Origin of the sequence: Herbihabitans rhizosphaerae, assembly GCF_004216555.1 — a bacterium.
Taxonomy (GTDB): Bacteria; Actinomycetota; Actinomycetes; order Mycobacteriales; family Pseudonocardiaceae; genus Herbihabitans; species Herbihabitans rhizosphaerae.
Genome location: NZ_SGWQ01000001.1, coordinates 1,028,164 through 1,049,520, shown reverse-complemented (window position 1 = coordinate 1,049,520; position 21,357 = coordinate 1,028,164). Strand labels below are relative to the sequence as shown.

22 protein-coding genes are annotated in these 21,357 nt (G+C 69.6%); 12 read left to right on the top strand and 10 right to left on the bottom strand.

Features of this window, described 5'->3' with window-relative positions:
* The first annotated feature begins 3 nt into the window (after nucleotides 1-3).
* Nucleotides 4-1,164: a macrolide family glycosyltransferase gene (locus EV193_RS05290; RefSeq protein ID WP_130342757.1), complete on the top strand. Its 1,161-nt coding sequence runs from the start codon at nucleotides 4-6 to the stop codon at nucleotides 1,162-1,164.
* A gap of 199 nt (nucleotides 1,165-1,363) precedes the next feature.
* Here the strand turns inward: EV193_RS05290 and EV193_RS05285 are convergent, their stop codons facing one another.
* A complete protein-coding gene (locus EV193_RS05285; protein ID WP_130342756.1) occupies nucleotides 1,364-1,714 on the bottom strand; it encodes a metallopeptidase family protein in 351 nt (116 codons plus the stop codon).
* A gap of 4 nt (nucleotides 1,715-1,718) precedes the next feature.
* A complete protein-coding gene (locus EV193_RS05280; RefSeq protein WP_130342755.1) occupies nucleotides 1,719-2,687 on the bottom strand; it encodes a septum formation family protein in 969 nt (322 codons plus the stop codon).
* A gap of 153 nt (nucleotides 2,688-2,840) precedes the next feature.
* Between EV193_RS05280 and EV193_RS05275 the strand changes: the two genes are divergently transcribed.
* Genes EV193_RS05275 through serS form a run of 6 tightly spaced genes read left to right on the top strand, consistent with a single transcriptional unit; the run spans nucleotide 2,841 to nucleotide 8,073 of the window.
* Nucleotides 2,841-3,476 (top strand): hypothetical protein, encoded by a 636-nt coding sequence (locus EV193_RS05275; protein ID WP_242613144.1) that lies wholly within the window; start codon nucleotides 2,841-2,843, stop codon nucleotides 3,474-3,476.
* A gap of 1 nt (nucleotide 3,477) precedes the next feature.
* On the top strand, nucleotides 3,478-4,644 hold the full coding sequence (locus EV193_RS05270) for a glutathionylspermidine synthase family protein (RefSeq protein WP_130342754.1): 1,167 nt from the start codon (nucleotides 3,478-3,480) through the stop codon (nucleotides 4,642-4,644).
* A gap of 45 nt (nucleotides 4,645-4,689) precedes the next feature.
* The gene (locus EV193_RS05265; RefSeq protein ID WP_130342753.1) at nucleotides 4,690-5,193 is read left to right on the top strand and encodes a DUF350 domain-containing protein; all 504 of its coding nucleotides are present in this window, start codon (nucleotides 4,690-4,692) and stop codon (nucleotides 5,191-5,193) included.
* A gap of 4 nt (nucleotides 5,194-5,197) precedes the next feature.
* A complete protein-coding gene (locus tag EV193_RS05260) occupies nucleotides 5,198-6,112 on the top strand; it encodes a haloalkane dehalogenase (protein ID WP_130342752.1) in 915 nt (304 codons plus the stop codon).
* 29 nt (nucleotides 6,113-6,141) lie between these two features.
* Nucleotides 6,142-6,807, top strand: a complete 666-nt coding sequence (locus EV193_RS05255; protein ID WP_130342751.1) for an MFS transporter — start codon at nucleotides 6,142-6,144, stop codon at nucleotides 6,805-6,807.
* A 6-nt stretch (nucleotides 6,808-6,813) separates the two neighbouring features.
* The gene (gene serS / locus EV193_RS05250) at nucleotides 6,814-8,073 is read left to right on the top strand and encodes a serine--tRNA ligase (RefSeq protein ID WP_130342750.1); all 1,260 of its coding nucleotides are present in this window, start codon (nucleotides 6,814-6,816) and stop codon (nucleotides 8,071-8,073) included.
* 205 nt (nucleotides 8,074-8,278) lie between these two features.
* Here the strand turns inward: serS and trxA are convergent, their stop codons facing one another.
* Nucleotides 8,279-8,602, bottom strand: a complete 324-nt coding sequence (gene trxA / locus EV193_RS05245; RefSeq protein WP_130342749.1) for a thioredoxin — start codon at nucleotides 8,600-8,602, stop codon at nucleotides 8,279-8,281.
* A complete protein-coding gene (locus tag EV193_RS05240; protein ID WP_130342748.1) occupies nucleotides 8,581-8,964 on the bottom strand; it encodes a MerR family transcriptional regulator in 384 nt (127 codons plus the stop codon). The genes trxA and EV193_RS05240 overlap by 22 nt, the downstream gene beginning before the upstream one ends.
* A gap of 66 nt (nucleotides 8,965-9,030) precedes the next feature.
* Between EV193_RS05240 and EV193_RS05235 the strand changes: the two genes are divergently transcribed.
* Complete coding sequence (locus tag EV193_RS05235; protein WP_130342747.1) at nucleotides 9,031-10,551, top strand: carboxylesterase/lipase family protein; 1,521 nt, start codon at nucleotides 9,031-9,033, stop codon at nucleotides 10,549-10,551.
* A gap of 138 nt (nucleotides 10,552-10,689) precedes the next feature.
* On the opposite strand, the gene lhgO is transcribed toward EV193_RS05235, so the two are convergent.
* From lhgO to EV193_RS05215, 4 genes are read right to left on the bottom strand one after another with little or no spacing between them, the layout of a single operon-like run.
* Nucleotides 10,690-11,871 carry an L-2-hydroxyglutarate oxidase gene (gene lhgO, locus EV193_RS05230; protein WP_130342746.1) on the bottom strand — a complete coding sequence of 394 codons (1,182 nt, stop codon included), beginning with the start codon at nucleotides 11,869-11,871 and terminating at the stop codon, nucleotides 10,690-10,692.
* Between the two features lies 1 nt (nucleotide 11,872).
* The gene (locus tag EV193_RS05225) at nucleotides 11,873-12,610 is read right to left on the bottom strand and encodes a glycosyltransferase (protein WP_130342745.1); all 738 of its coding nucleotides are present in this window, start codon (nucleotides 12,608-12,610) and stop codon (nucleotides 11,873-11,875) included.
* 2 nt (nucleotides 12,611-12,612) lie between these two features.
* Nucleotides 12,613-13,581 carry a Gfo/Idh/MocA family oxidoreductase gene (locus EV193_RS05220; RefSeq protein ID WP_130342744.1) on the bottom strand — a complete coding sequence of 323 codons (969 nt, stop codon included), beginning with the start codon at nucleotides 13,579-13,581 and terminating at the stop codon, nucleotides 12,613-12,615.
* A complete protein-coding gene (locus EV193_RS05215) occupies nucleotides 13,578-14,684 on the bottom strand; it encodes a DegT/DnrJ/EryC1/StrS family aminotransferase (protein ID WP_130342743.1) in 1,107 nt (368 codons plus the stop codon). The genes EV193_RS05220 and EV193_RS05215 overlap by 4 nt, the downstream gene beginning before the upstream one ends.
* Before the next feature lie 179 nt (nucleotides 14,685-14,863).
* On the opposite strand from EV193_RS05215, the gene EV193_RS05210 reads away from it, so the two are divergent.
* From EV193_RS05210 to EV193_RS05200, 3 genes are read left to right on the top strand one after another with little or no spacing between them, the layout of a single operon-like run.
* Entirely contained in the window at nucleotides 14,864-15,847 is a 984-nt protein-coding gene (locus EV193_RS05210; protein WP_130342742.1) for a lysylphosphatidylglycerol synthase domain-containing protein, read from the top strand.
* Complete coding sequence (locus EV193_RS05205) at nucleotides 15,844-16,539, top strand: DapH/DapD/GlmU-related protein (protein WP_130342741.1); 696 nt, start codon at nucleotides 15,844-15,846, stop codon at nucleotides 16,537-16,539. The genes EV193_RS05210 and EV193_RS05205 overlap by 4 nt, the downstream gene beginning before the upstream one ends.
* Nucleotides 16,503-16,835, top strand: a complete 333-nt coding sequence (locus EV193_RS05200) for a hypothetical protein (RefSeq protein WP_130342740.1) — start codon at nucleotides 16,503-16,505, stop codon at nucleotides 16,833-16,835. The genes EV193_RS05205 and EV193_RS05200 overlap by 37 nt, the downstream gene beginning before the upstream one ends.
* A 249-nt stretch (nucleotides 16,836-17,084) precedes the next feature.
* Here EV193_RS05200 and EV193_RS05195 read toward each other — a convergent pair whose 3' ends face one another.
* Nucleotides 17,085-18,359: an amidohydrolase family protein gene (locus EV193_RS05195; protein ID WP_130342739.1), complete on the bottom strand. Its 1,275-nt coding sequence runs from the start codon at nucleotides 18,357-18,359 to the stop codon at nucleotides 17,085-17,087.
* Between the two features lie 128 nt (nucleotides 18,360-18,487).
* Here EV193_RS05195 and EV193_RS05190 point away from each other — a divergent pair, with 128 nt between their 5' ends.
* Entirely contained in the window at nucleotides 18,488-18,991 is a 504-nt protein-coding gene (locus tag EV193_RS05190) for a MarR family winged helix-turn-helix transcriptional regulator (RefSeq protein WP_207222489.1), read from the top strand.
* Here EV193_RS05190 and EV193_RS05185 read toward each other — a convergent pair whose 3' ends face one another.
* Entirely contained in the window at nucleotides 18,992-21,310 is a 2,319-nt protein-coding gene (locus tag EV193_RS05185; RefSeq protein ID WP_130342738.1) for a glycosyltransferase family protein, read from the bottom strand.
* Nucleotides 21,311-21,357 lie beyond the last annotated feature (47 nt).

Below are 21,357 nucleotides of genomic sequence, written 5' to 3'. Positions count from 1 at the left end.
CCCGTGGAACACAAGCACATCGCGTTCGTGTCCGTGCCGGCGCACGGTCACGTCAACCCCAGCCTCGCCCTGGTCGCCGAGCTGACCAGGCGCGGACACCGGGTCACCTACACGATCAACGACGAGTTCGCCGGCACCGTGACCGCGGCCGGCGCGACGCCGGTGCTCTACGAGTCGACCTTCCCGTCGGACAACGATCCGAACTCCGACTGGCCCGAGGACGAGGCCGGCGGCTTGAAGCTGTTCACCGACGAGTGCTTCGCGACGTTCGACACGATCGAGGCGGCGTACAACGACGATCGCCCGGACGTGTTCGTCTACGACATCGGCGGGTTCGCCGCGCCGATCCTCGGAGACAAGTGGGGCATTCCGGCGATCCAGCTCTCGCCGACGTTCGTCGCCTACGAGGGGTTCGAAGAGGACTTCGGCATGGACGGCGAGCCGTCGCCGGCACTCGCGGCCGTGCACCGCGAGTTCGACGATTTCCTTGCCGCACAAGGGGTTTCGATCACCCGTGACGAGGTGCTCGGGAAACCGAGGCGGTGCGTGGTGGCGCTGCCGCGCACCTGGCAGCTTCATGGGGACAAGGTCGCCGACCGGTACACCTTCGTCGGCCCGCTGATCGACGACCGGGCGCACCAGGGTGACTGGACCGCGCCGGACGACCGGCCGGTGCTGCTGATCTCGCTCGGCTCGGCGTACACCGACCGGCTGGACTTCTACCGCGACTGTGTCACCGCGTTCGCCGACCTGGACTGGCACGTGTTGCTGTCGGTCGGCCGGTTCATCGAGCCGTCCGCGCTGGGCGAGGTGCCGTCGAATTTCGAGGTGGTGCAACGGGTTCCGCAGGTTCGGGTGCTCCAGCAGGCCAGCGCGTTCATCACGCACGCCGGCATGGGATCGACCATGGAGGGGCTGACCTTCGGGGTGCCGATGGTGGCCGTGCCGCAGGCGGTGGACCAGTTCATGAACGGTCACCGGCTGGCCGAGCTCGAGCTGGGCGCGCACGTCGCGGCCGAGGACGTCACGCCGGAGAAGCTGCGCGAGGCGGTGCTGCACGTGTCCTCCGACGCCACGATCGCGGCCAACCTGAAGGCGATGCGCGAGGAGATCGCCGCAGCCGGAGGAGCCAGCGCGGCCGCCGACGTCGTGGAGCGCGCCTGAGCCGTCCAACCCCGACCTGAGCCCGCTAAACCTGTTGCGCCCCAACGTTTTTCGCCGTACCTGGGGTGCCCACTGCACCCCCCGCCCACCCCACCTTCGGGGGGCGGTCCGATGGCCATTGTATCGGCGGGTGGTGGTCGGGCGAGGTGGCTTGATCGACATGTGGATAAGACGGCCCTTGTGGATGGATCGGGTGTCGCTAGCCCCAGCCGAGTTCGTGGAGTCGGTCGTCGTCGATGCCGAAGTGGTGTGCGATCTCGTGTACGACCGTGATCGCCACCTCTTCGACGACGTCCTCCTCGGTGTCGCACATGGCGAGGATCGGCTCGCGGTAGATGCTGATCCGGTCCGGCAGCACCCCGCCGTAGCTGGACAACCGCTCGGTGAGCGCGATGCCGTGGTACAGCCCGAGCAGCGTCGGGTCCTCGAGATCGCGGTCCTCCACGAGCACCACGACGTTGTCCATCGCCTTGGCCAGCTCAGCCGGAATCAGGTCGAGCGACTCGCTGACCAGCTCCTCGAACCGCGCCCGCGTCATGTCGACCGGCACGGCATCACCGTCCGGTCGTCGGCGGCACGGGCGGGGTGCCGGCCGGCGGTGGCGGACCGGTCGCCGCCTTCAGGCTCCCGCTGACCGGGGCGAGCCCGCTGCCGTCCGACAGCCTCGCCCCGACCTTGCAGTCGACCTTGCGGGAGCCGATGTTCCAGCTCTCCTCGGCGAGCGTGTCCCAGCTGAGGATCAGCTTCATCGTGGACAGATCGGCGTTGTTCGAGTACTGCGCGACGATCTGCTGGCACACCTCGGCCAGCTTCTCGTGCTGCTTCCCGATCTGCGGGTACGCCGGCCCGAGCACCGACAGGTCCGCGATCCCGACGATCTCGTAGGCGTGCGCGTCGCGGCAGTCGACCGGGTCGCCGACGGTCTTGCCGACCAGCGCGAGACAGGTGCCCGGCGGGTGCACGTTCGACTGGTCCTGGCCGGCGGCCCGGCCCGGCAGCGAACTGGACCGCTGCAACCCGCAGCGCACCTTGCGGTCCCCGCCGCGCCACTTGTCGTCCGGCGGCCGCAGCGCGTTCACGCTGAACGTGCCGAACGGGTCGAGCTTGCCGCCGAGATAGGCGCTCGCGCCGGCGGTGCAGTTGCTCTGCGCGATCAGGCGCCACTGCTCGGGCGCCGGCGGGTCCGCGTCCGGCCCGTGGTCCGCTGACACGTCGACCACACCAGTGACCTCGAACACGTGCGGCTGCGCGCAGTCGACCTTGTGCATGTCGCGGGCGTCCGGCCGGGCCCACTGCAGACAACTGCCCGGCGGCGAGTCGAACGCCTCGGCGGCGAGCCTCGACTCCCGCTGCGCGGCCGACTGCGCGTCGTCGATCGGCTGCTCGGCACGCAGATCGGCCGGCCAGGAGAACAGCACGCTGAGCGTGAGTACGACGAGCGCGCCGGCGAACGCGCCCACCATCAGAAGGCGCGTTCGCGTGGTGTTGTCGTCGGAACGAAACCACTCGCCGGTTCGAGACATCTATTCCATGATGCCGTGCCGAGCCTCGGACGGCCTGCAGTGGTGTCCGGTGTGCCAACAGTGTGGAGATTGGGACAGTATGTGTGTTGCGATCGGGACAAGTCGGCCACGCGGACGCGCTGAGATCGGTACTGTCCCCGCCGGGAGTGGTTCATGACTGACGACAAGTCGAACGGTGTGCCTGAGGAGCAGCAGGGCGACACCGATGCAAGCAGCGGCGAGCCGCCACGTCGCGGTTCGATCAGCTTCCAGGACGCTGATACGACGCAGGCGCGCCAGCCGACCGTCGCCGAGCAGCGGGCGCGCGAGCGGGCGATCCAACGCGAGGAGCGGGACGCCCGCCTCGCGGTGGTGAGCGCGGAAGAGAAGAAGTCGACCACCCGCCGCCGGATCATGATCGGCAGCGGTGTCACGGTCGGCCTCGTCGCGCTGGTCGCCACGAGCTACAACGCGCTCGAGCCGGACGAGGTGTACGCGACCTGCGTGGACGACAAGACCGGCCAGGCCGTCGACGACAAGTACTGCGACGAGAGCTACATCCGAAGCTCCGGCGGCCACTACGACAGTGGTGGCGGCTTCTTCTTCATCGGTGGGTTCGGCGGGCCGTCGTACCACCACAGCTACGGCAACAACCGCTACAGTCCCGGCCAGTCCGTGCCGAACTACAAGAGCTCGTACAGCAAGCCGAGCGGATCGACGATCAAGACCTCCGGGTCCGGCAAGACGATCCAGCGTGGCGGGTTCGGCGTCAAGAGCAGCGGCAGCAGTGGGAAGAGCGGGGGCTCCTGAGTTGCGTCGAGAACGCTCGCAGCCGCGATCGGACTGGCAGCGCAAGGTCGAGGAGCAGGGCCTGGTCTTCGGCACGCCCGCGCGCGACGCGTCCGGGAAGATGCGCGAGTACTGGGACGAGTCGGTGCACTACGTGTTCCCGATGGACGAGATCCTGTCCATCGAGGCGGACGTGGAGCTGCTGCACTCGATGTGCCTGGAAGCCGTCGACAACGTGGTGCTCACCGAGCGGTACAAGGACTTCGGCATCCCTGAGTGGGTGTGGCCGAAGATCGCCGAGTCGTGGAAGCGCAGTGATCCGCACGTGTACGGGCGGTTCGACCTGCGCTACGACGGCAACGGTCCGGCCAAGCTGCTGGAGTACAACGCCGACACGCCGACCTCGCTGCTCGAGGCCGCGGTGATCCAGTGGCACTGGAAGACCGAGGTGTTCCCGGACGACGACCAGTGGAACTCCATCCACGAGAAGCTGGTCGAGCGGTGGACCGAGATCGGCGACAAGCTGCCGTCCAACGAGGTGTTCTTCACCTGGTCGTCGGCCGACGCGACCGGTGAGGATCACATCACCACCGCGTACCTGCAGGAGACGGCCGCCCAGGCCGGCATGGACACCGTGGGCCTGGCCATCGAGGAGATCGGCTGGGACCCGGTGCTCAAGCGGTTCGTCGATCTCCGCGAAGCGCCGATGAACACGGTCGTGAAGCTGTATCCGTGGGAATGGGTGGTCGACGAGGAGTTCGGCAAGCACGCCGTGGCGAGCCTTCCGCAGACGCTCTGGCTGGAGCCGCTGTGGAAGATGCTGCTGTCCAACAAGGCGCTGCTGGCGGTCCTCTGGGAGATGTACCCGGGCCACCCGAACCTGCTGCCGGCGTTCCTGGACGACCCGGGCATGCTCACCGAGTACGTGCGCAAGCCGCGGCTGGGCCGTGAGGGTGCCAACATCCAGATCGTCGCGCCGGGCTATGAGACCCAGACCGGCGGCGTGTACGGCGAGGAAGGCTACGTCTACCAGGCGTTCGACCCGCTGCCCGAGTTCGACGGGTACCGGCCGGCACTCGGTGCCTGGATCGTCGGCGACCTCGCCGCCGGGCTCGGCATCAGAGAGACGGCCGGCCTTGTGACCGACGACGGTGCCGCGTTCGTCCCACACCGCATCCCCGAATCGTGATAATCCACCTCAAACCGGATCTTTTCCGCTAGGCCAGGAGGACCTGTGATCACTGAGCTCGCCGCGACGACTGTCGTCGCGCTGCCGGACAACTTCGGCTCCGACCTCGGAAAGGGCATCGGCGCGATCGCCCTGTACGCGATCGTCGGGCTGGTCCTGATGTTCGGTGGCTTCTACGCCATCGACTGGACCACCCCGGGCAAGCTGAACGAGCTGGTGCGGTCGGGCAAGCCGAACGCGGTGATCGTGACCGCTTCCGGAATGCTCAGCATGGCGTTCATCATCGTGACCGCGATCATGAGCTCCGGCTACGACCTGACCGCCGGCTTGATCAAGTCGCTGGTGTTCGGCCTGCTCGGCATCATCGTGCAGGTGCTGGCCGTGCGCTCGCTGGAGTGGCTGACCAAGATCGACGTGGGCGGCACCATCGAGAGCGAGAAGTTCGCGCCGGCCACCATCGTGGTCGCCGCCGTGCACCTCGCGCTGGGCGCGATCGTCGCGGTCGCGATCTTCGACCCGCAGGTCTTCGCGCCGGCCCCCGTCGTCTGATCGAGTGCGTCTCCTTCGGACGCCTGAGGAACGGTTCGCCGGACTCGCGGATTTCGACTACGAGCCGCGGTACGCCGACGTGTCCACTCAGGACGGTGGCACGCTGCGGATCGCTTACGTGGCAACGGGTCCGGCCGACGGGCCGGTCGTGCTGCTGTTGCACGGCGAGCCGACGTGGTCCTATCTGTACCGGTCGATGCTGCCGGTGCTGGCCGACGCCGGCCTGCGCGCGATCGCACCGGACCTGGTCGGCTTCGGCCGCTCGGACAAGCCGGCCGACGCGGGCGACCACACCTACGCGCGGCACGTCGAGTGGATCCGGGCGCTCGCGTTCGATGTGCTCGACCTCAATGCGGTCACGCTGGTCGGCCAGGACTGGGGCGGCCTGATCGGGCTGCGGCTGGTGGCCGAGCACCCCGAGCGGTTCGCCGGCGTGGTCGCGGCCAACACCGGCCTGCCGACGGGCGATCAGCGCATGCCGAAGGCCTGGGAGATGTTCCGCGACGTGGTCGCCACCGCGGAGACGCTGGACGTCGGACGGTTCGTGCAGGCCGGCTGTCGCACGCCGTTGTCCGAACAGGCGCTGGCCGCCTATGCCGCGCCGTTCCCGGACCGGAGCTACACGGTGGCGCCGAGGGTGATGCCGACGCTGGTGCCGAACCGGCCGGACGACCCGGCGAGCGAGGCCAACCGCGCGGCCTGGGTGCGTCTGTCCACATTGGATATCCCGTTCCTGTGCGCGTTCTCCGACGGCGACCCGATCACCGGTGCGATGGCGCCGATCCTTCAGCGCACCATGCCGGGTGCGGCCGGGCGGGAGCACCCGACGATCACCGGCGCCGGGCACTTCGTGCAGGAGGACGCCGGCGACCGGCTGGCCAATGTGATCACCGACTTCGTGCGGGAACTGGGCTCCTGACCGCTGATCCGCGCCGAGCCGCCGCCCGCGTGACGGTCGGCGTCGGGGTGGCCGCACTGCTCGCCTATTCGGTGGCCGGCCCGCTGCTGGCCTCCGTCGGCGCGGGTGCGGTCCTCGCCGGCGTGGTCACCGCGGCCGGCGAGCCGCTGATCGTGCTCGCGATGGCCCGGCGGCACCCGATCTCCTTGTGGCGCAAGGACTTGCCGCACGTTCCCCTGTCGCACCTGGTGTTCGCCGGCGTGTCCGCACTCGGGCTGGCCGGGTTCGGGCTGCTGTCCTTCCACGCCGTGCGCACCGGCCTGCTCGCCCCGGCCGTCGCGCCGCTGACCTACGCCGGCGCGCTGCTCACCGGGCTGGCGTCGCACCGCTGGGGTCCGCGTGCACTGCTCGCGCTGCCGCCGGTAGCCGTGCTCGTGCCGGTGCTCGGGTTCTCCTCGTCCACGGCCCTGGCGGTGATCGGCGTGCTGTCCTGGGGGATCGCGCTCGGTGTGCTGGAGTCGAGGCTGCGGGCCGCTCGTGGCGCCGTGTTCGCCGTGGTCCTCGGTGTGGCGACAGCCGTCGGCGGTGTGCTGGGCGGAGTGCTCTACGCGTGGTCGGTGTCGGCGCTGGTGATCTTCTCGGTGGCCTGCCAGATGGTCGCGCTGGCCGTGCTGGGGTATTGGGTCGAACGCGCGGGGCGTGGCCGACTAGGCTGACCAGCCGTGATCGACCTCAAGACACTGCGCGAAGACCCGGACCTGATTCGCACCTCGCAGCGTACGCGCGGCGAGGACGCCTCCGTCATCGACGCGCTGCTGTCCCTCGACGAGAAGCGCCGTGCCGCGATCCTGCGCGCGGACACCCTGCGCGCCGAGCAGAAGCAGTTCGGCAAGCAGGTCGGCCGGGCGCAAGGCGAGGAGCGGGAAGCCTTGCTGGCCAAGGGAAAGGCGCTCGCCGCCGAGGTCAAGGCCGCGGAGGCGGAGCAGTCCTCGGCCGGGGCGGAACTGGCAGAGCTGCACCGGCTCGTGCCGAACATCGTGCACCCCGAGGCGCCCGCCGGCGGCGAGGACGACTACGTGGTGCTCAAGACGGTCGGCGAGCCGAAGACGCTGGACTTCGAGCCGCTGGACCACCTGGACCTCGGCACGCGGCTCGGCGCGATCGACATCGAGCGCGGCGCCAAGGTGTCCGGCTCACGGTTCTACTTCCTCACCGGCGTCGGTGCGCAACTGCAACTCGGGCTGCTCAGCATGGCCGCGGCGCAGGCGGCGGCGAACGGCTTCACCCTCATGATCACGCCGTCGCTGGTGCGCCCCGAGATCATGGACGGCGGCGGGTTCCTCGGCGCGCACTCCTCGGAGGTGTACCGGCTGCGCGACGACGACCTCTACCTGGTCGGCACCTCGGAGGTGCCGCTGCTCGGTTATCACTCCGACGAGATCCTGGACCTGTCCGGCGGGCCGAAGCGGTACGCCGGTTGGTCGTCCTGCTACCGGCGCGAGGCCGGCTCGTACGGCAAGGACACCCGCGGAATCATCCGCGTGCACCAGTTCGACAAGGTCGAGATGTTCACCTATTGCCGGCCAGAGGAGGCCGAGGCGGAGCACGCCCGGCTGCTGGCCTGGGAGGAGGAGATGCTCGCCAAGATCGAGGTGCCCTACCGGGTGATCGACACCGCGGGCGGTGACCTCGGCACCTCGGCCGCCAGGAAGTTCGACTGCGAGGCGTGGATTCCGACCCAGGGCACCTACCGCGAGCTGACCTCCACGTCGAACTGCACCACGTTCCAGGCGCGCCGGCTCAACGTGCGCTACCGGGACAAGAACGGCAAGCCGCAGATCGCGGCCACGCTGAACGGCACGCTGGCCACCACCCGCTGGATCGTCGCGATCCTGGAGACCCACCAGCAGTCGGACGGCTCGGTGCGGGTGCCCGAGGCGCTGCGCCCCTACCTCGGCCGCGACGTCCTCGAACCCGTCTAGGAGTGCGCTGAACAAGGCCGCGAGGGTGGTGGCCCACCTCCACGTTGGGCCCGTCGGTGCATCACCCTCACGTTCCCCACGCCCTGATGATCTTGGTCGACCTGGGCTTTCTCCGTGGCTGATGGACTTTAGCGGGCTAAAGTACGCAAAACATGAACGGAGCGATCGCTAAGTTTCAGACAGCACGACGTTGTTCAGCAGCCGTCTAGAGCACCGCTTCGAGTTCGCGCAGCAGCGCGGCCTTGGGCTTGGCGCCGACGATCGTGCGGATGACCTCGCCGTCGCGGAACAGCAGCAGCGTCGGCACGCTCATCACCTGGTAGTCGCGGCCCACGCGCGGGTTCTCGTCGTAGTTCAGCTTCACCACGCGCAGCGAATCGGCGTGCTCGGCGGCGATCTGCTCAACCACGGGCGCGACCATCCGGCACGGTCCGCACCAGGTCGCCCAGATGTCCACGAGTACCGGCTTCTCGCTGGCCAGCACCTCGGCGGCGAACGTCTCGTCGGTCACGGGCAGCATGCTCGGCATGTGGTTTCCCTTCGTGCGACGGCCTGCGCCATCGCGTCGCTGATCGTGGCTCGGGCGGCCCGCAACTCGTCGATGCAGGCGTCGATCTCGGCGAGCTTGCGGCGGTAGGTGGCCACCGAGTCGGGGCACGCGTCGCCCGATTCGTGCCCGGCGAACAGGCACTCCACGAACGGTCGGGTGTCCTCGAGCCGGAAGCCGATGGTCACCAGCGTGCGGATCTCCCGCACGACGCGCACCGCCGTCTCGTCGTACTCGCGGTAGCCGTTGCTGGTGCGGCGGGACCGGAGCAGGCCCTGCGACTCGTAGTACCGCAGCGCCCGCGTGGTTGTGCCCGACCGCTGCGCCAACTCGCCGATTCTCATGACCCGACGCTAAACCTTGCCGCCGACGTCAACGCAACGCCGACGCGAGCCGTTAACGTGGACGGCATGACCGGTGTCGAGGTGCGCACGACCAGCGGCCGCGTGCGGGGCGCGCGCGACGCCGGCGTGGTGTCGTTCAAGGGAATCCCGTACGCCGCGCCGCCCGTCGGTGACCTGCGCTTCCGCGCGCCGGTGCCGGCGCAACCCTGGGACGGCGTGCGCGACGCGGTCGAGTTCGGGCCCACCGCGGCGCAGCCTCCGGTCGAGGCGATGCGGGTGGTGTTCCCCAAGGTCGACATGCGGCCGACCGCGCCGGGCTGGGTGCGCGGCGACGGCTGTCTGACGGTGAACGTGTGGACGCCCGAGTCCGGTGCCGGTGGCCTTCCGGTGATGGTGTTCATCCACGGTGGGGCGTTCCTGGGCGGCGGCGGATCGGCCACGGCGTATGACGGCACCTCGTTCGCGCGCGACGGTGTGGTGCTGGTGACGCTCAACTACCGCCTCGGGCCGGAGGGCTTCCTGACGCTGCCCGGCGGCGACACGAACGTCGGGCTGCGCGACCAGTTGCTGGCGCTGCGGTGGGTGCGGGACAACATCACCGCGTTCGGTGGCGACCCGGACAACGTCACCGTCTTCGGCGAGTCCGCCGGCGGAATCAGCATCATCGATTTTCTGGCATCCCCTGCGGCACAAGGACTCTTCCAGCGCGCGATCGTCCAAAGTGGAATGTCCTATGTGGCCGATCCGCGCTACTCCGAGCGGGTCGCCGCCGCGCTCGCCGGCGTCCTCGGCGTGCCGCCGACCCGGGACGGGTTCGCCTCCGTGTCGCAGGACAAGGTGCTCGAGGCGCAGCTGCTCACCGCGATCAATCCCCGGTCGGTGGACATCAGCGGCATCGACGGCGCGCAGGAGTTGCACTCCACGACGCAGTACTGGCCCGCGGTGGACGGCGAGCTGATCACCGGCGCGCCGGTCGACGCGATCAGTGCCGGTTCCGCGGCCGGGATCGACCTGTTGGCCGGGTACACCGCCGACGAGATGAACCTGTGGCTGGTGTCCACCGGGCTGGTGGAGAAGTTCACCGACGAGCGGGTGGCCGCGCGGGTGGCGCGCGTGCATTCGTCGCCGGAGAAGGTGATCGCCGCGTACCGCGCGATGCTCCCGGACGCCACGCCGGGGCAGATGATGTCCGCGATGCTGACCGACCAGGGCTTTCGGCTGCAGACGCTCGGAGTGGCCGACGCGCACGCGTCGGCGGGTGGGCGCACGTACGCCTTCGAGTTCGCCTGGCGGTCGCCCGCGGTGGGCGGCACCCTGGGCGCGGCGCACACGCTGGAGATCCCGTTCGTGTTCGACGCCCTGGACGGGCCCGACCTCGGCGGGCCGGACGGCTTCATCGGCGACGAGCCGCCCTACGAACTCGCCACGCGCGTACACAAAGCCTGGGTCGACTTCGCCACCACAGGTGACCCAGGCTGGAAGCCCTACACGGCCGACAGCCGATCAGTCATGCGCATCGACACCGAGTGGACGATCGTGGACGACCCCGCCGCCCCCGCCCGCACCGCCTGGGCCGTGGGACTTTAGCGGGCTAAAGTACGCGCTTTTCACGTGGTCGTCCGGGCCGCGAAACGCAGGTGCGCAGGTCAGCGGCCTGTGGATAGCGGGTTTGACCTGAGGCTGCTGATATGCGTCCGTACTTTTTCCCGCAAAAGTACGCGGCAGCTAGGCGAGTACCTGGTCGGCGACGTGCTTGGCGATCTCCAGTGAGCTGGTCGCCGCGGGGGAGGGCGCGTTGAGCACGTGCACCTGGTGCGGCGCCGTCTCGATCAGGAAGTCGTCGACCAGCGAGCCGTCCGGCAGCAGCGCCTGGGCGCGCACGCCGGCGTCCGCGCGCACCAGATCCTCGGCACGGACGGCGGGTACCAGCCGGGCCAGGCTGGCCGCGAAACGCTTGCGGGACAACGACCTTCGCACCTCGTGGTACCCGGTGCGGGCGAACCGGCGGGCCAGCTTCCAGGTGCCGCGGAAGCGCACGACGTCCAGCACGTCCCGCCCGGAGAACGCGCGCCACCGGTACCCCTCACGGCGCAGCGCGAGCACGGCGTTCGGCCCGGCGTGCACCGAACCGTCCAGCATCCGGGTCAGGTGCACGCCGAGGAACGGCAGCGTCGGATCGGGTACCGGATAGATCAGCCCGCGCACCAGGTGCGAGCGGTCCGGCCGCAGTGTGAAGTACTCGCCGCGGAACGGCACGATCCGTGCGCGCGGCGTCAGTCCGGCCAGCCGGGCAACCCGGTCGCTGTGCAGCCCGGCACAGTTGACCAGCGCGTCCGCCAGCACCGAACCGTCCATTGTGGACACCTCGACGCCGGTGCCGCGCTGCCGGATCGCCACCGCCGGGGTGGACAGCCGCAGGTCCGCGCCCGCCTCGGCGAGCTGCCGGGCGAGCACGTCGCAGACGGCCGGAAAGTCGATGATGCCGGTGGACTCCACGCGCAGCGCCCGCACGCAGGCGACCTCCGGCTCGAACTCGCGCGCCTCGTCCGGCCCGATCATCCGCGCCGGCACACCGTTGGCCTCGGCGCGTTCGGCGAGCACCGTCAGCGCCGGCAGTTCGGACTCCGAGGTGGCGACGACCAGCTTGCCGCACACCTCGACGGGCACATCGTGCTTCCGCGCGAAGTCCACAATGGACTTGTTGCCGCGCACCGACATCCGCGCCTTGGCCGAGCCGGGCTTGTAGTACAGCCCGGCGTGCACGACGTTCGAATTGTGCCCGCTCTGGTGCGCGGCCCAGCGGTCTTCCTTCTCCAGCATCGTGATCCGGATACCGCGGGTGGACAGCTCGTTGGCGACGGCGAGACCGAGGATGCCGCCGCCGATCACCACCACGTGACGCGTCATGTCAGACGGATCGTCGCGCGCGCCGATGTCGTTTCCGGAGTACGAACAGGCCCGCGCCCATGCGCCACACGTCGCTCACCCTGATCCGGCTGCCGTGCTCGGAATGGTTGGTGCGCAACGAAACCGGCACCTCGACCGGCTTGATCCCAGCGCGCTCGGCGACGTAGGCCAGCTCGGTGGTGAACAGGAATCCCGACTCCAGCAGGTCCGGCGCGGTGCTTCGGGCCCAATCGCCGGCGAGGATGAACGTGCCCTGCGGGTCCTTGGTGCGCATACCCAGGATGAGCCAGCGCAGCACGCGGAAGCCGAAGGTCATGACGTCGCGCAACATCGACCGGTCCACCACCGAGTCGCGGTGCGCCTTCGATCCGACCACGACCGGGACGGTGTCGCCGTCCAGTTCGAGCGCCGCGTCCAGGTCGCCGAATCCGAACGGCAGGTCGTCCGCGCCGAGGAACACGCGGTTTCCCTTGCTCGCGAGAATGCCCTCGCGCAGCGCGTTGCCGAGGCCCTTCTCGCAGGTGAGCACGCGCAGCGGGGTCTTGCCGGCCCACTCGCTCTCCAGACGGCGGGCCAGCTCCAGCGTGCCGTCGCTGGATCCGTTCTCCACCACCAGGATCTCGGCGGCCCCATCGCCCATGTCGGCTAGCTGCGAGTCCAGCTCGTCGAGCGTGCGCTCGATCGTGCTCGTGCTGTTGTGCGCCGGCACGACGTAGCTGAGCGCGAGACCGTCACCCATGGTCAGGCCTCCGAGGCCGACGCGGTCACCTTGTCGATCACCACGTGCGCGGGCAGGATCGCCGCGCGCTCCTCGGCGACGGCGTCCGATCCGGCGCCCGTCTCGATCAGGTCGAGGAAGTGATCCAGTTGCGCGGCAAGGGGTTCCGCCGCGTACGGGATCATCGGGATGTCCATGATCGTCTGCTGCCGGTAGCCGCCGCCGTCCACCGAGTGGGTCACGTTCTTGTAGACCGTGATGTCGCGGCGCAGCAGGTCCACCTCGATCAGCCGGTCCACCTCGAGTACCGAGATCGTGCGCACCTTGCGCTGGCTGATCCGGCTCGCCGAGATCGTGGCGATCGCGCCGTCCGGGAAGGTCATGGTGGCGTCGGCGCTGTCCTCGGACCGGCTCTCCTTGGACACGTCGTGGAAGTACCCGAACGCCCCCTTCACCACCGACGGGGGACCGCCGATCAGGCGAATCGCCAGGTCCACGTCGTGGATCAGCAGGTCGGTGGCCACGCCGTTGCGGATCCGCGGCACGAACGGCGAATGCCGCACCGCGTTGACCTGCACGACGTCGCCGACGAGCTGCTTCGCGGTCAGGATCGCCGGGTTGAACCGTTCCAGGAACCCGCACATCAGCGGCAGGCCGAGCCGCTCGGAGTCGGCCACCAGCTCGGCGGACTGCTCGTATTTCGGCGCGACCGGCTTCTCCACGAGTACCGGCTTGCCCAGCGCCATCGCGTGCTTGGCCAGGTCGTAGTGCGACTCGGTGGCCGACGCGATCACCACGGCGTCCACAGTGGACAGTCCGTCCACGTCGCCGGCCCACCGCACGCCGTACTTGCCGGCGACCTCTTTGCCGACGTCCTCACGCTGCTCGATCAGCTGCGCGAACTCGGCCCGCTCGGACGCGGCGATCACGCGTGCGTGCAGTGAGCCCATCGCGCCGGATCCGACCAGTGCGATCCGCGGTCTCGCGGTCATGCTCCCAACACCTCCCGGACAGCGGACACCACACTGTCCACATCGGACCCGCTCAGGTGCTGGTGCACCGGAAGCGAGAGTGCCTGCGCCGCGACGGCGGACGCGACCGGCACGTCCGAGCTGATCACCCGGGGGTGGTCGCGGTAGCAGTCGTAGTCGAAGACGACCCTCGGGTAGTAGATCCCGTTGCCGATCTCGCGCTCGGTCAGCGCGGCGGACAGCGCGTCGCGGCCGACGCCGTTGCGCGTGGCCGGCCCGTCGATCAGCACCGTGTACTGGTGCCACACGTGCGTGCGGCCGGGCCGCGGCTCCGGCACGGTGAGGCCGGGAATGTCGTTGAGCCCCTTGGAAAGCGCCTCCGCGTTGCGCTGCCGGCGGGACGTGATCTCGTCCAGCTTCTCCAGCTGCGGGATGCCGACGGCGGCGTGCAGGTCGGTCAACCGGTAGTTGTGGCCGGCGACCACGTACTGGTAGCGGGCGCGCATGCCCTGATTGCGCAGCACCCGCAGCCGATCGGCGAGTTGGGCGTCCGACGTGGTGATCACGCCGCCCTCGGCGGTGGTGATGTTCTTGGTGGCGTACAAGGAAAAGCAGCCGACGCCGTAGCTTCCGGCGGGGTGCCCGTCGTAGGTCGCGCCGACACTCTGCGCCGCGTCCTCCACCATCGCGAGCCCGTGCCGCTCGGCGAGCGGGACCAGTCGGCTCATGTCGGCCATCTGCCCGTACAGGTGCACCGGCATGAGCACCTTGGTGCGCGGGCCGACCGCGGCGGAGACCGCGTCCGGGTCGACGCAGAAGTCGTCGAGCGTGATGTCCGCGAACCGGGCGGTGGCACCGGCCTCGAGGATCGCGTTCAGCGTGGCGACGAAGGTGAACGGCGAGGTCACGACCTCGTCGCCGGGCTGGAGGTCGAGTACCTCGATCGCGGCGACCAGGGCTGTTGTGCCGCTGTTGACCGCTACGGCATGATCGACACCGGCGATCGACGCGAACGTGTCCTCGAAACGCTTGACCATCGGCCCCTGGGCGATGACGCCCGATCGGAGTACCTCGGTCACGAGTGGTTCGGCGTCGCGGACGTCGACCACGGTGATCGGAATCATCGGCTGTCTTTCTTCTTGGACGGGTCCCCACGTCATTGTGTGTGCGCTGCCCCGCCGGTCGCGCGGCCACACGTTACCCTGGCCTCTTGCGATCCGACCGACGCGCCCGACGCACGCGTTCGGCCGGACTTGCCAACGCTCGGGGGAACGGATATCGAACGCAGGCGCCCGGAGGGCACATGACCGTGGACAGTGACGTCGTACCGCAAGAGGAAGCGGACAAACCGCCCGCGGGTGCGACCAACTGGCGCACGCTCGCGATCACCTGGCTGCGCCGGTTGCTGATCGCCGCCGTGGTCGCCGGCGCGACGTACTACGTGGTCACGCGCTGGGACGAGATGTGGGCGGCGCTGAGCAGGGTGCCCTGGTACATGGCCGCCGCCAGCCAGCTCGCGGTGATCATCGGCGTGCTGCTCGGCGCGTTCTCCTGGCGGGTCGTGGTGAACGATCTCGGCGCGCCGGTCAGCAAGACCCGCGCCGGGCAGATCTACCTGGTCAGCCAGCTCGGCAAGTACGTGCCGGGCTCGGTCTGGGCGTACGTGCTGCAGATCGAGCTGGGCAAGAAGGTCGGCATCCCGCGCGCCCGGATGTTCGTCAGCTCGTTGGTGCAGGTCGGCGTGTCCGTGGTGGCGATGTTGACGCTCGGCATGATCGCGCTGCCGCGGATGCTCGACGCGAACCCCCGGGCCACCTGGCTCTACGCCGCGCTGCCGGTTTCACTGATCGTTCTTCACCCGAAGGTGTTGACCTGGGGAGTGAATCTGGTCCTGAAGGTGCTCCGGAAGCGCCCTCTCGATCACGCGCTGCGGCTGACCACGATCGCGAAGACGCTCGGCGTGTCCGTGCTGTCCTACACGCTGTTCGGCGCGCACCTGTGGTTGCTCGCCACCGGTGACGGCACGCCGCACCTGGACGTGCTGCTGATTAGCGTCGGCGCGGTGGCGGTCGGGTTGGTGGCCGGACTGCTGTTCTTCATCGTGCCGTCGGGTGCGGGCGCGCGTGACGTGCTGATCGCGACCGCGCTGGCGCCCGCGATCGGCCTGGACGCGGCGGCCGCCTTCGCGCTGGCGTCGCGGGTGATGTTCACCGTCGCCGAGCTCGGGTCGGCCGGGGTCGCCGCACTGCTGGCGCGCCGGGAGCAGTTGGTGGAGGCCCGTTCGTGAGCGTGCACCCCAGCGCCGTGATCGGCGACGGCGTGAAGCTCGGAACCGGTGTCACGGTCGGGCCGCACGCGGTGCTGCTCGGGCCGATCGAGGTCGGCGACGACTGCTGGATCGGGCCGGGCTGTGTGATCGGGACACCGCCGGAGATCACCGGTGTGGATCACCCGTCCGAGTGGTCGGCGCCGCGGGACGCGCCCGGTGTGCGGATCGGCGCGCGGACCGTGATCCGCGAGCTGAGCACGATCCATGCGGGTTCCTACCGGCCGACCACGATCGGTGCGGATTGCTGGTTGCTGAACCGGGTGTACGTCGCGCACGACTGTCTCATCGGCGATCGGGTGACGCTCTCGGCGGGAGTGAGCCTCGGCGGTCACATTCAGGTCGGCGACGGCGTGAATGTGGGGATGAACGCGGTGGTGCACCAGCGGAGAGTGATCGGCCCGGGCGCGATGGTCGGCATGGGCAGTGCGGTGAGCCGCGACGTGCCGCCGTTCGCGAAGGCCTACGGGAGCCCGGTGCGGCTGCACGGCGTGAACGCGGTCGGCATGAGCCGGTCCGGGATCGCGGACTCCGACGTGGCGGTGCTGGCTTCGGCGTACGAGCAGGGGCGGCCGCCGGTGGAGTTGCCGGCGTCGCTGGTGGCCGCGTTCGCCTGGTGGACCGCCGCCGAGCCGGCCCGACCGCTGGTGTGATCGTCGAGCGCCTGGTCGACGCGGCGGGATGGTTCGTCGTCGCGCTGCGGACGAACGAGGGTTTCCAGCAGGCGCTCTACGACGAGCTGGCCGACACACTGCGAACGTGCGCGGTCGCGTGGTCCGGCGCGGACTCGATCCCGCGGCAGGCTGTGAATGTGATGGTGGACCCGGTGCCGGCGACTCACGCCGCGGCTGAGGCGTATCCGGAGCCGCAGCGGCAGCGGATCTACGACGCCGGCTACGAGCTGCACGATCTCCTCACCGAGTGCACCACCGACGCCCCGAACCCCTGACCCGAACCGCCGACCATCTGCTTCGAATCGCTCCGCCCTCCGCGAACCCCCTTGCGCCGCAATGGTTTTCGCCGTATCTCGGGTTTGCCCACAGTTCCCCCCACCCGCCCTGGGGGGTGGTCCGGCGTCAGCGTATCGGGGGATTGGGGTCGGTCGAGAGATGGTGATCGACTTGTGGATAACACGGGGGTTGTGGATAGGTCGGCGGCTCGTGCGGTCCATTGTGGACGGACGAGGTGGCGGTGCGGGTCAGGCCGCCGCGAGTCGATCGGCTGAGGCTCCGGCGGCGGTGAGCGCGCCGGCTAGGTCGGCGGTCAGCAGCAGGCCGTCGCGCTTGACGGGCCGGCCGCCGACGAGCACGGTGTCGACGTTGCCGGGGTGCGCCGAGGTGACCACGGTGGCGATCGGGTCGTGCCGGCCGCCGGCCAGATTCACCGCGTCCGCGCGCAGCAGCACGACGTCGGCCCGCTTGCCCGGCCGCAGCGAACCGACCTCGTCGGCCATGCCGATCGCGGCCGCGCCGTCCAGCGTGGCCAGCCGCAGCACGTCGGACGCGGTGCACGGCCGGCCGTCGAGCTGGCTGGTCAGCAGTGCGGCACGCATGAGGGTGAACATGTCGCCGGCGACCGTGGTGACCACGTCGACGCCGAGCCCGGTCGTCACGCCGGCCGCGCGCAGCCTGCCCAGCGTCGGGGCGCCGTGCCCCATCTGCGCCTCGACTGCCGGTGTCACCGCCATCGATCCGCCGGTGTCGGCGATCATCCGGAGCTCGTCGTCGGCCAGGTCGTTGCCGTGCACGAACGTCACGTCCGGCCCGAGCAGGCCGCGTTCCCGGAGAGCCTCGACGGGGCGCGCGGCGACCGGGCCGCGTCCGATGTGGACGGTGATGCGTATGCCGTGTTCCCTCGCGTGCCGCCAATCCTGCTCGACGACCTCGATCGGCGTGTACGACGGCCCGTGCGGCGCCGCGGCCAGTGTCACGAGGCCGGCTGGTTCGGCGAACAGCTCGCGCCGGGCGCGGCGCAGCCCGGCGAGGTGGTCGGCCGCCTCGCCGGTGAACGGGTAGCCGTAGCCGAACAGCGCGCGGATGCCGCTGGCCCGCAGCGCGGCCACGGCGGCGTCGGTGTGCTCCGGCGTGTTCTGGATGTGCGAGAAGTCGAACAGCGTGGTGACGCCCGCGTCCAGGCACTCCAGCGCGCCGGCAAGGGTTCCGGCGTACACGTCGGACGGCCGGAACCTTTGCGCGAGGGTGCGCGGCACGAGATCGATGTAGGTGCCGAGATCGATGTCCACGGCGATTCCGCGCAGCACGGCCTGCCAGGTGTGGCGGTGGGTGTCGACGAATCCGGGCAGCACGATCCTGTCCGTGCAGTCGATGACCGTGGCACCGGCGGACGGCAGGTCCGGCCCCACGGCGGCGATCGTGTCGCCCTCGATGAGCACGTCGGTGTGCGGTCGGGCCACCGGCTCCGGCTCGGTGTCGATCACGAGGGCGTCGTGCAGCAGCGTGCGGTCGGTGGTCACGGGTGGCTCCTCCACGTCAGGCGAAAGCTTTCCGGAAAGCTATCGAGGAAGCTATCACGAAAGCTTTGAGTAAAGCTTTCAAAAAAGCTTTCGAGAAAGCTATCACGTGAGCAAGTTAGGGTTCAACCGTGACCGAGCGCCCCGACCGCGTCGACCAGCTGATCGCCACCTGGCGCTCCGAGCTGCCGACCGCCCTCACCCAGACCTCCGAGCTGTCCAAGCGCGTGATGGTGCTCGCGGCCGATCTCGACGCCGCCTCCAGGCGCGTGTTCGACGAGCTCGGCCTGACCGCCACCGAGTTCGACGTGCTGGCCGCCCTGCGCAGGTCCGGCAAGCCCTACCGGCTGCGCTCCAACGAGCTGAGCAAGTCGCTGCTGCTGTCCACCGGCGGCACCAGCAACGTGATCAACCGCCTGGTCGCCCGGCGATTGGCCGAGCGCGACGCCGACCCCGGGGACGGCAGGAGCACGCGGATCAGCCTCACCCCGGACGGCGTCGCGCTGGCCGAGAAGGCGCTGATCGCGAACTCACGAGCACACGAGAGCGTGTTCGCCCCCGTGCCGGCCCGCTACGTCCAGGCCGCCACCGGGGCGCTGCGCGACGTCTTCACGGCCACCGACACTCGCCCCTGACTACGGCGACTCGGAGCGCGCGCGGACCGCGTCCTTGGAGTGCCGCCCGCCGTTGCCGTTCGGCGAGCTGTCGTCCGGCTCAAAGTCCACATCGGACACTCGACCGTCCGAAGTGGACGCAGGGCGCCGGCGTCGCAGCACGGCCGGCACGATGCCGACACCGGCGGCCAGCAGCAACCCGACCGCGAACGCCGCGACCTCCAGCCCCAGACCAGGGATCTTCCAGTCGATCTCCAGCTCACCGCTGGTGACACCCTCGGGCAGATCCACCACCAGCAGCCCCGACTCGTTGGTCCGCCAATCCACCGGCTGACCGTTCACCTTGGTCACGTAACCCGGCCAGGCCAGCCGCGCGAACGAGATCGACGCGGGGCCGGATCCGTTGTCCCGCTTGAAGTTCAGCCGCTCGCCGACCGTGCCGGTCATCCGGTCGGAGTCGACCGTGACACCCCGCGAGACGTGCGAGACGCGCCCGTCCGGGTGGGGCAGCGGGGCGACCCGCTTCCACACCGTCACCAGATCGGTGGACTCCGCCTCGGGCGCGCGCCGCCACCCGGGCGGCGGGTCCTCCTTGCGTGTGTCCACGAGCGAGTTCTGCACGACGACGGTCCGCACTCGCAGGAGATCGGCCAGCGGAACCTGGTAGTCCAGCGGTCGCAGCCACAGCGCCTTCCACGCGTCGCGGCACATCGAGCCCTGGTAGACCACGCACAGCGCGTTGTCCAGCTTGGTGAACCCGATGCCCGAGTACGCCGTCGTGGTCTCCACCCCGGCCGTGGAGTACATCGAGCCGAACAGCATGTCCTGGTACGCGCGCCCCGGATGCAGGTCCGAGCCGTGCACATTGGTCACGTTCGCGATCTGCACGGTCATGCCCTCGTACTTGGCGAACCGCTCGGTCAGCTCCTTCTGGCTGGTCGGGAACCGATAGTTGGTGACGCCGTTCATGCTCGGGTAGTACGCGAGCTGCAGGCCGAGCACCGCGAGCGTGCCGAGCATCAGCGCGGCGATGCCGAACCGGTCGCGCACGCCCCGCCACACCACGAGCCCGACGAGGACCGCGACCACCAGACCGCCCAGCGCGATCTCGCCGATGTTGTCCGGAATGTCGCCCCACGCGATGAACCCGCCGAGGAAGATCGCGCCGAAGGACAGCGCCGCCCGCAGTTTCACCCGAGTGCGTTCGAGCCCGGCGCTGGCCAGGATCGCCCACAGAATCATGATCGGGAACCACAGGCAGGTGACCAGCCGCAGCGGCCAGCGGAACATCCAGATCTGCGACGGCCCGAGCACCAGCAGGAAGTACACCGCGCCGAACACCGCGAGCGCGGTCAGCGTGCGCCCGCGGCCGCGCAGCTCCTGCCAGCGCAGCCAGGGCAGCAGCGGCAGCACGAACCACGCCAGGTAGATCGCCGGGATCGCCAGGTGCGAGCTGCCGAAGCTGGAGATCCACGGCTCGTTGATCGGCGTGCTCATGCCGAACAGGTCGGACAGGTTCGGCGAGAGGAACTCGTCGTTGTAGGTCTCGGCCTCCGACCGCCAGCCGACCGCCGAGGTGAGCACCAGCGGCAGGTACACGATCATGCTCATGGCCAGTACCGACGCGCCGGACACGGCGAGCCCGATGGCCCGTTTCGCCTTGCCGATCACCGCGGTCTCGATCATGAACGCGATCACCAGCACTCCGGTGGCCAGCAGGCCGTACGGGTTGCCGAGCGAGCAGCACAGGTACCCGGCGAGCACCACCCACAGCAGCGACCCGCCGCTGTGTACCGCGCGGTGCAGCGCGATCCACACCCACGGCAGGAACGCGGTCGCCATCAGCGAGTACGTCCAGGAGGAGGCGTCCCAGTAGAACGTCTGCGTGGCCAGCGGGGTGGCGGCGCCGACCGCGGCGGCGATCCACGGCCGCACCCGGTAGCGCCGCGCCAGGAAGTACACGCCGAGCGCGAGCAGCATCAGGAACAGCGTCTTGGCGATCGTCATCGCCAGCGCCATGTTGTCCAGCGGGTAGACGGCGACCGCGATCAGCATCATCACCGGGTTGAACATGCCGGTGGACGCCTCGGCGGCGAACGCGCCGCCGCGCCACATGTCCGGCTCGAGCAGCGGCAGCCGGCCGTCCAGCACGGACTCGGCCAGGCGCCGCCAGATCGGCACGGTGGAGCCGACCGTGTCGTCCCAGTAAAAGAAGATCGTGTTGCGCAGCAACGGAAACCCGGCCGCGACGACGAGCATCGCGAGCATGGCGAGCGCCGGCAGCGCGCGCCGCAGCCTGGTGGATCTGTCCGAGCCGTCTTCGGCAATAGTCGGACTCATCGCCATTTGGCAACCATCCTCATGGGAATTCGCGCGCATCCGCCCAC

Excerpts from the sequence above, each read along its gene's own strand:
- EV193_RS05280 (WP_130342755.1), bottom strand. The coding sequence starts at position 2,687 with ATGTCTCGAACCGGCGAGTGGTTTCGTTCCGACGACAACACCACGCGA.
- EV193_RS05275 (WP_242613144.1), top strand. The coding sequence starts at position 2,841 with ATGACTGACGACAAGTCGAACGGTGTGCCTGAGGAGCAGCAGGGCGAC.
- trxA (WP_130342749.1), bottom strand. The coding sequence starts at position 8,602 with ATGCCGAGCATGCTGCCCGTGACCGACGAGACGTTCGCCGCCGAGGTG.
- EV193_RS05240 (WP_130342748.1), bottom strand. The coding sequence starts at position 8,964 with ATGAGAATCGGCGAGTTGGCGCAGCGGTCGGGCACAACCACGCGGGCG.
- EV193_RS05235 (WP_130342747.1), top strand. The coding sequence starts at position 9,031 with ATGACCGGTGTCGAGGTGCGCACGACCAGCGGCCGCGTGCGGGGCGCG.
- lhgO (WP_130342746.1), bottom strand. The coding sequence starts at position 11,871 with ATGACGCGTCACGTGGTGGTGATCGGCGGCGGCATCCTCGGTCTCGCC.
- EV193_RS05225 (WP_130342745.1), bottom strand. The coding sequence starts at position 12,610 with ATGGGTGACGGTCTCGCGCTCAGCTACGTCGTGCCGGCGCACAACAGC.
- EV193_RS05220 (WP_130342744.1), bottom strand. The coding sequence starts at position 13,581 with ATGACCGCGAGACCGCGGATCGCACTGGTCGGATCCGGCGCGATGGGC.
- EV193_RS05215 (WP_130342743.1), bottom strand. The coding sequence starts at position 14,684 with ATGATTCCGATCACCGTGGTCGACGTCCGCGACGCCGAACCACTCGTG.
- EV193_RS05210 (WP_130342742.1), top strand. The coding sequence starts at position 14,864 with ATGACCGTGGACAGTGACGTCGTACCGCAAGAGGAAGCGGACAAACCG.
- EV193_RS05185 (WP_130342738.1), bottom strand. The coding sequence starts at position 21,310 with ATGAGTCCGACTATTGCCGAAGACGGCTCGGACAGATCCACCAGGCTG.